The 7,738-nt window shown below is 67.0% G+C and carries 9 protein-coding genes; 8 read left to right on the top strand and 1 reads right to left on the bottom strand.

Annotated features, from left to right (window positions below):
* Positions 1-7: 7 nt before the first annotated feature.
* Positions 8-88, top strand: coding sequence for a 2OG-Fe(II) oxygenase (locus Q0982_RS23870; RefSeq protein ID WP_299399242.1), 81 nt, complete (start codon positions 8-10; stop codon positions 86-88).
* 9 nt (positions 89-97) lie between these two features.
* Here Q0982_RS23870 and Q0982_RS20745 read toward each other — a convergent pair whose 3' ends face one another.
* A complete protein-coding gene (locus Q0982_RS20745) occupies positions 98-850 on the bottom strand; it encodes an RDD family protein (RefSeq protein WP_299399230.1) in 753 nt (250 codons plus the stop codon).
* A gap of 202 nt (positions 851-1,052) precedes the next feature.
* On the opposite strand from Q0982_RS20745, the gene Q0982_RS20740 reads away from it, so the two are divergent.
* The 7 genes from Q0982_RS20740 to Q0982_RS20710 all read left to right on the top strand — a co-directional run bounded on the left by Q0982_RS20740 (position 1,053) and on the right by Q0982_RS20710 (position 7,635).
* Complete coding sequence (locus Q0982_RS20740) at positions 1,053-1,640, top strand: cytochrome c (RefSeq protein WP_299399227.1); 588 nt, start codon at positions 1,053-1,055, stop codon at positions 1,638-1,640.
* Between the two features lie 345 nt (positions 1,641-1,985).
* Positions 1,986-3,212: an ABC transporter substrate-binding protein gene (locus tag Q0982_RS20735; RefSeq protein WP_299399225.1), complete on the top strand. Its 1,227-nt coding sequence runs from the start codon at positions 1,986-1,988 to the stop codon at positions 3,210-3,212.
* Between the two features lie 61 nt (positions 3,213-3,273).
* On the top strand, positions 3,274-4,971 hold the full coding sequence (locus Q0982_RS20730) for an ABC transporter permease (RefSeq protein WP_299399222.1): 1,698 nt from the start codon (positions 3,274-3,276) through the stop codon (positions 4,969-4,971).
* Positions 4,968-5,669, top strand: a complete 702-nt coding sequence (locus Q0982_RS20725; protein WP_299399220.1) for an ATP-binding cassette domain-containing protein — start codon at positions 4,968-4,970, stop codon at positions 5,667-5,669. Before Q0982_RS20730 ends, Q0982_RS20725 begins: the two co-directional genes overlap by 4 nt.
* Positions 5,670-5,897: 228 nt before the next feature.
* Positions 5,898-6,767: an OmpA family protein gene (locus Q0982_RS20720; RefSeq protein WP_299399217.1), complete on the top strand. Its 870-nt coding sequence runs from the start codon at positions 5,898-5,900 to the stop codon at positions 6,765-6,767.
* Positions 6,768-6,987: 220 nt separating this feature from the next.
* On the top strand, positions 6,988-7,380 hold the full coding sequence (gene apaG, locus Q0982_RS20715) for a Co2+/Mg2+ efflux protein ApaG (RefSeq protein WP_299399215.1): 393 nt from the start codon (positions 6,988-6,990) through the stop codon (positions 7,378-7,380).
* A 78-nt stretch (positions 7,381-7,458) separates the two neighbouring features.
* Positions 7,459-7,635 (top strand): hypothetical protein, encoded by a 177-nt coding sequence (locus Q0982_RS20710; protein WP_299399212.1) that lies wholly within the window; start codon positions 7,459-7,461, stop codon positions 7,633-7,635.
* Positions 7,636-7,738 lie beyond the last annotated feature (103 nt).

The following is a 7,738-nucleotide window of genomic DNA, read 5'->3' as shown; positions in this document are numbered from 1 at the left end:
CCACCGGGTGAAGCTGCGCCACGGCGTCAGCCGGATCCACGCCGGCGAACGCTTCGCCGCCGGCATCATCTTCCACGATGCCCAGTAGCGTCGGAACCTATCGAACGTTCCGGGTATTGAACACTAGGTCATGCCACATCCGTCGGTCTTCGCGCACCAAAGCGACGAAGAGGCCGATGAAGAACAAGGACAAAGTCAGAAACCCTAGGAGAGTGTGGCCAATCGACCTCAGCAAGCTTGGACGCTCGGGCCACCGCTGCTCAATCCCCATCAACAGATCCCCTGCCGACTGCCGACCCGCCGCCGCTGGCCAGCAATAGGCACAGAGCCACGCGACAACGCCGCCTGGAAAGAAGAGCATCGTCATCAAGGCATGAGGCCGGCGGGCCAATGCCTCCGGCATCGGGCCGAGAGAAGGCGCCCCTAAACCTTCCAGCAACAACGCGAGCATTACGAAAGGCATCATAAGCAGCACGAAACAAACAAAGCAGTCGATGTTGAGGGCGAAGTAGCGCCGAATGATCCCGGCGGGCCTTTCCTGGTTTGTCTGCAACGGTCCGATAACTCTAGGGAGAAAGAATGCTGCCGTGCCAAAGAGCCAAGATACAATATGCGCCGGATGATAGCTGACCTCTAAATGATAAGGCGGCAGGCTATGCCTGCTTATTCCCCCTGAGCCGCCAATCGCGAGCGACAAGACCATTCCGATGAGCAATAAAAGCAGGACCAATCGGCGCCCGTTGTTGTCGATGAGTTTGCGGTCCGTACTTACCAAGATTGTAGACCTAGAAGAAGGTTCACGACCGAAGTCTCGACAGATCGCAATAAGCTCTAGCTGCCGGAACTTCATACGCGCAATGGTTGCTCACTCAAACGCAGCGGTAAAGTTGTTCTTTCACTGGAATCAAGGCGCTGGCGATCGTCGAGATGCTGCGCGGGCAGTTGGTATCAGGGGAACCTAAAGACGCTCGCGCTTCTTGACCTGGGTCATGGCCGCGCCAAGGTGTGGCCGCTACCCCTGAGGTCAGAGACCGCCAAGGGGAGCCGCCCTTATGCCTTCACTACGCCCCTTCCCGCTGCGCGCCGCCCTCACCGCGACCGCCATGACCGCGCTGCTGGCCGCCACCCTGCCGGCAGCCCTGGCCCAGGGCGGTGCGGCGGACCCGGAGGACCGGCTGACGATCATCCCCGGCCTGGACCCCTGGAACGTCGAGATCGACCGGCTGCCGGAATGGGACCTGGAAAACAGCCCGCCGAAGCTGGAGGACCGGGCCGCGCGCCACCGCGAATTCATTCAGGCCGGCGTCCCGCTCGAGTACCGCAGCCGCCGCAGTCCCTTTCCCGCCAGTCCGGGTACCATTGCCGCGGGCGGCGCGGTCTACCAGGCGAACTGCGCCGACTGCCACGGGGCGAAAGGCCGCGGCGACGGGGACGCGGGGCTCGACCTGCTGCCCTCCCCGGCGCTGCTGGGTCAGCTCATGGACCGGCAGGGCGCGGTGGACGAATACCTGCTGTGGTCGATCGCCGAAGGGGGCAGCGCCTTCGGCACCGCCATGCCGGCCTATAAGGACACGCTTCAGGAAGACGACATCTGGCGGGTCGTCGCCTATATGCGCGCGGGCTTTCCCTCGGCCGAGTAGGGGCTGCCGCGTAGGGGCTGCCGAAGAGGGATCGCCGAAGAGGGACCGCCGATGAGGACCCGCTGACCGGAGCCCGCCGAAAAAGCCACCCCGGAAACCGGGTCTGCGTAACGGTTCACGAAACCGGACCATCCAATAAAAGCCCTGTGATCATCAACCCCTGACGGATGACAGGGCCTGGGCGCGCCTGTAGGCTGCCCCCATCTAAGCCAAGGGACGAGACGGCCCGATCCTTTCCCCGGGCCCTTGGCCCTGGCGGGGGCAGCCATCCCGGCCCGCGCAGCCCTGGCATCGGCCGAACCCAGGGCGCAAGATGGGACCCGAGCAACGATAGGAGATCAGCATATGCGCCGCCGGATTGCGCTCCTGCCGCTTTTGGCCGCCGCCCTGGCCACATCCCTGGGCCTGGCGGGCAAGGACGCCGCCGCCGCCGAGCAGCGCCCCTGGGCGGAGATCGCCGACGCCGCCAACGGCCAGACGGTCTATTGGAATGCCTGGGGCGGCGACGAGCGGATCAATGCCTATATCGCCTGGGTCGGCGAGCGGGTCTGGGACGACTACGGCGTCATGCTGCGCCACGTGAAACTGGCCGATACCGCCGATGCGGTCTCCCGCGTCCTGGCGGAGCGCGCGGCGGGCAAGACCGCAGACGGCTCCATCGACCTCATCTGGATCAACGGCGAGAACTTCGCCACCATGAAGGACAATGCCCTGCTGTACGGGCCCTTCACCGAGGCGCTGCCGAACTTCCAACTGGTCGACTTCGAGGACAAGCCGTCGACCCTGGTGGACTTCACCGTGCCGACCGAGGGGCTGGAGGCGCCCTGGGGCATGGCGAAGCTGAACTTCATCTACGATTCGGCCCGCGTCGCCGAGACGCCGGGCTCCATCCCGGCCCTGCTCGACTGGGCGCGCGCCAATCCCGGGCGGTTTACCTATCCGACGCCGCCGGACTTTCTGGGCAGCACCTTCCTGAAGCAGGTGCTGATCGAACTGGCGCCCGATCCGGCCTTTCTGCAGCAGGCGGTGGTCGACGACTCCCAGGTCGAACAGGTTGCGCGGCCGCTGTGGGAGTTCCTCGACGCCCTGCACCCCCATCTCTGGCGCGGCGGCGAGACTTTCCCCGCCAGCGGCCCCGCCCAGCGTCAGCTGCTCGACGACGGCGAGGTCGACATCACCCTTTCGTTCTATCCCTCGGAAGCGTCGTCGGCCATCGCCAACGGCCTGCTGCCGGAAACGGCCCGCACCTTCGTGCTGGACCGCGGCACCATCGGCAATACCCACTTCGTCGCGATCCCCTTCAACGCCAGCGCCGCCGAAGGAGCGCTGGTCGTCGCGAACTTTCTGATGAGCGCGGAGGCGCAGGCCGAGAAACAGAACCCGGAGGTCTGGGGCGACGATACGGTTCTGGCCATGGCCAAGCTCGACCCCGCCGAGCGCAAACGTTTCGAGGACCTGCCTGCCGGCGTGGCGACCCTCGCGCCGGAGGATCTAGGGCCGACCCTGTTGGAGCCGCATCCCTCCTGGATGGTGCGCATCGAAGCGGAATGGCAGCGCCGCTACGCCCGCTAGGCAGGCGCACAGCGCCGGTTGCGCGAATAGCCTCGGAAGCCATACCGCCGGGCACGACAGCATGACCCGCCGCGATCTTCTCGCCTATCTGCCGGGCGCGACCCTGCTGCTCTTCCTGACGCCGGTGGCGGCCGGGCTGATCGGCACCTGGCTGCCGGCCTTCGGCTACTTTCCGACCCTGGGCGGCCATAGCTTCACGCTCGAACCCTGGGTGATGCTGTTCGATCATCCGGGCCTCCGCGAGTCGCTGCGCCTGACCCTGGTGTCCGGCCTGCTGGCGACGGTCATCTCCTTCTCGCTGACCGTGTTCTTTCTGGCCGCCTGCCACGGCGGGCGCATCACTCTGGCGATCCGCGGCCTGATGGCCCCGCTGCTGGCCGTGCCCCACGCAGCCATGGCGCTGGGGCTCGCCTTTCTCATCGCACCCAGCGGCTGGCTGGTGCGGCTGGTCTCGCCCTGGGCCACCGGCTGGGACCTGCCGCCCGACGTGGCCACGGTGCAGGACCCCAACGCCCTGGCCCTGACCCTGGGGCTGGTGATGAAGGAACTGCCGTTCCTCTTGCTGATGACCCTGGCGGCACTGGAGCACAGCCGCGCCGAGGAACGTCTGGCGATCGCCCGCTCCCTGGGCTACGGGCCGGTCATGGCCTGGCTGAAGACCGTGCTGCCCGCGGTCTACCGACGGATCCGCCTGCCTGTCTACGCCGTGCTGGCCTATTCGCTTTCGGTGGTGGACATGGCGCTGATCCTGGCGCCGCTGTCACCCCCGCCCCTGGCGGTCCAGGTTCTCCGCTGGTTCAACGATCCGGATCTGACCATGCGCTTCGTCGCTGCTGCGGGGGCGGTGCTGCAGCTGTTGCTGGTGGTCGGCGCGATCGCCCTTTGGCGCCTCGGCGAGATCCTGGTCGCCCGCCTGGGCCGCCTGTGGATCGCCGGCGGGCGGCGTGGCGGCAAGGGCCGGGTTCTGCGGGCCGCAACGACGGCGCTGGTGCAGCTCCTGGTGGCGATGGCGGCAGCGGGCCTGCTGGCCATGGCGCTGTGGTCGGTAACCCGCCGCTGGCGCTATCCCGATGCGCTGCCCTCTGTGTTCAGCACCGATATCTGGGCGCGCCAGGGCCACGACCTGCTGTGGATCACCGGCACCACCCTGATCAGCGGCCTCGCTGCCGCCTTCATCGCTGTCGCGCTGGTCCTCGGCTGCCTCGAGAACGAGAAGCGGCGCGGCCTGACCATCTCCACCCGGGCGCTCTGGCTGCTCTACGTCCCCCTGCTGGTGCCCCAGGTGGCCTTTCTGTTCGGCAGCCAGGTATTGTCGATCCAGATCGGCATCGACGGCACCTGGGTCGCCCTGGTCTGGAGCCACCTGCTCTTCGTACTGCCTTATGTGTTTCTATCGCTCGCCGATCATTACCGCGCCCTCGACGAACGCTACAGCCGCACCGCGCTCTGCCTGGGGGCCAGCCCCAACCGGGTGTTCTGGCGCGTCAAGCTGCCCATGCTGCTGCGCCCGGTGCTCTTCGCCGCGGCGGTAGGCTTTGCCGTCAGCGTGACCCAGTACCTGCCGACGCTCTTTGCCGGGGCGGGCCGCTTCGTTACCCTGACGACGGAAGCCGTCAGCCTCTCTGCCGGGGGAGACCGCCGCGTGATGGGCGTCTTTGCTTTTCTTCAGGCCGCCTTGCCGTTGATCGCCTTTGCCGCTGCTTTGGCCCTGCCGCGGCGCCTGGCCCGCACCCGCATCCTACGGGAGCAGCGGGCATGACCGTCATCTCGGTCACCAAGGACTACGGCCTGGCGTTGCGCCAGGTCGACCTGGCCCATGGCGGCGGACGGTTCCTGGGCCCGCTCAGCCTGACCGTGGCGCCCGGCGAGGTGGTTACGGTGATGGGGCCCAGCGGCTGTGGCAAGTCGAGCCTGCTGGCCTTCGTCTGCGGCACCCTGGACCCGGCGCTTACGGGCAGCGGACGCATTCTACTGAACGGTGAGGAGCTGGCCAGCCGCCCGCCCGAGGAGCGCCGTATCGGGATCCTGTTCCAGGACGATCTTCTCTTTCCCCATCTCTCGGTGGCCGGCAATCTGGCCTTCGGTCTGCCGCCCGAAATCCGCGACCGCAAAGCCCGGCGCGCGCGCATCGAAGAGGCGCTGGCGGAAGCGGACATGAGCGCCTTCTACGACCGCGATCCGGAAACCCTCTCCGGCGGCCAGCGGGCGCGCATCGCCCTTCTAAGGACGCTGCTGTCGGAACCCTGCGCCCTGCTGTTGGACGAACCCTTTGCCAAGCTGGACGTGGCCCTGCGCGCCCGCTTCCGCTCCTTCGTCTTCGAGCACGCCCGCGCCCAGTCCCTGCCCACTCTGCTGGTCACCCACGATCCCGCGGATGCAGCCGATGCCGGCGGTCCGGTCCTGGAGATCGATGCGGGGGGCCAGGTCATGGCACGCCGCACCGCCCATCTCGGTTAAGGCTGCCCTGCAGACGCCGACCCGCTGCCGCCGCGGCGCCTTTCCGGAATAACTTCTCAGACCAGCGGTCTTAAGCAGCAACGGTTCGGGCTCCGGGGGTGGCTGCCCGGCGGGGGCCAACGGGGTGGGCAACGGGGTGGGTCGTCCACAAAGATCACAACTCTCACCTGCCTTTGCCATCACGACCGGGTGGCGGATCCGCATTCGATGAGAGGGAGATGTTCAAGAATGATCTTCATGCGAGTTTTGGCTTTTGGGGTGCTGACCATCGCGGTCAGTGGCTGTGTCGCCGGCTACAACGTCGACAGGATGCGCACGGCGGAAGCGACCGGCACCCCCTTTACAACAGCCCTGACCGCGGAGTACCGCGACCTGACCGAGTTCGAGGCCGACGAGATGGTCGACTGGCACTCCGCCGATCTCTATGCCAGGAAAGGTCTCATGGCCGCGGAAGGCAGCGAGGTGCAGCCGGAAGCCGTCGGCGACTGGCGTATTCCTGAGTCCATGGTTCCGGAGTTCTCCGACGGCCGGGCGCGCCTCGTCAGCCTGCTGGACGCCAGCGCCAGAACCAAGGCGCCCGAGGACGCCGCCATCGCCCAGACGCGCTTCGACTGCTGGCTGGAACAGCAGGAAGAGGGCCATCAGCTTGACCACATCGCCCGCTGCCGCGACGAATTCTATGCCGCCCTGGACAGGCTGGACGGCGCGATGGCAGAGGCGCCGCCCCCGGCAGCCCCGGCCCCGACACCACCGCCTGCGCCGGTCGCGCCGCAGACCTTCGTGCTGTTCTTCGACTTCGACAGCGATGTCATCACCCCGGCCGGCGCCACGGTGATCGACGAAGCCATTGCCGCGGCAGGCAGCGGCGGCTTCAGCGAGTTCTCCGTAACCGGCCACGCCGACCGCGCCGGATCGGAGGACTACAACCTCGATCTCTCGCTGCGCCGGGCCGACGCGGTGCGGGACGCCTTGACCGGCCGCGGCTTCGATCTCGACGGCATCTTCGTGGCCGGCCGTGGCGAGGCAGAGCCGGCCGTTCCCACCGCCGACGGGGTTCGCGAACAGGCCAACCGGCGAGTGGAAATTATCCCGCAATAACAAGACTTTACACCTTATCGGGGTCGGCGGTGCGATAGGGTACTGCCGACCCTTTCTTGTCAACGCTTCAGAGCGTAGACTGCGGAGGTTCAGGTGTTGCCGGGCGGCGCCCGCCTTAGCGATCCGCCAGGGGCTGGCAGGGTCGGTGATGCCGTTTCACGCTTTGGCAGAGGCTCCCCGCGAGAGGGGGCTGCCGGCGAACAAGGGACCCGCAGAGATCATGTACAGCGCGACCACCCACTCGATCAGCGTGACGGTCAAGCCGATATACCTAGACGAACAGTCCTCGCCCACCGAAGGACACTATGTCTGGGCCTATCAGGTGACGATTGAGAACACCGGGCCGGAAACCGTCCAGTTGCTGAACCGCTACTGGCGCATCACCGATTCCATGGGGCGGGTGCAGGAGGTGCACGGCGCTGGCGTGGTGGGCGAACAGCCGACCCTGCAGCCGGGCGAGAGCTTCGAGTACACCAGCGGCACACCGCTTTCCACGCCCTCCGGCATTATGGTTGGCACCTACGAGATGGAAGGCGCCGACGGCAGGCGCTTCGACGTTGATATTCCGGCCTTTTCGCTGGACAGCCCCCACCAGCCCGTGCAACTCAACTGACGCTGCCGGGTCCTGTGCCGGCTGCCGCCGGGGGGTGCGGGCAGGCGTGGGAGAGAACAAAGAGGGGAAGACAGGCGCGTGGAGGAAAGCCACACAATAACGCCCTTTGCCGCCGGCCAGCAGCCGTGCCGGCAGGAAACCTTGAAGGCCGGCGAGACGCTGATCCGCTGGAGCAGGGGCGACCCGGAACGCGGGGACCGGCGCGAGTTTCTCGCCCTGGTCGGCAACCCCGCGCCGAGCGGCCGTGCCCGCTAGCCCGCCCCAACGCCGAACCCCTTGATCGATTCCCTTGTCTGATATGATGCAGGTCTTCAACAGAGTCTTGCGGGCGCCCGGGGCAAGCGGCAGCCAACCGCCG

Source organism: Pelagibius sp., from assembly GCF_028281305.1.
Lineage (GTDB): Bacteria > Pseudomonadota > Alphaproteobacteria > Kiloniellales > Kiloniellaceae > Pelagibius.
This window is presented reverse-complemented; position numbering and strand designations above follow the sequence as displayed.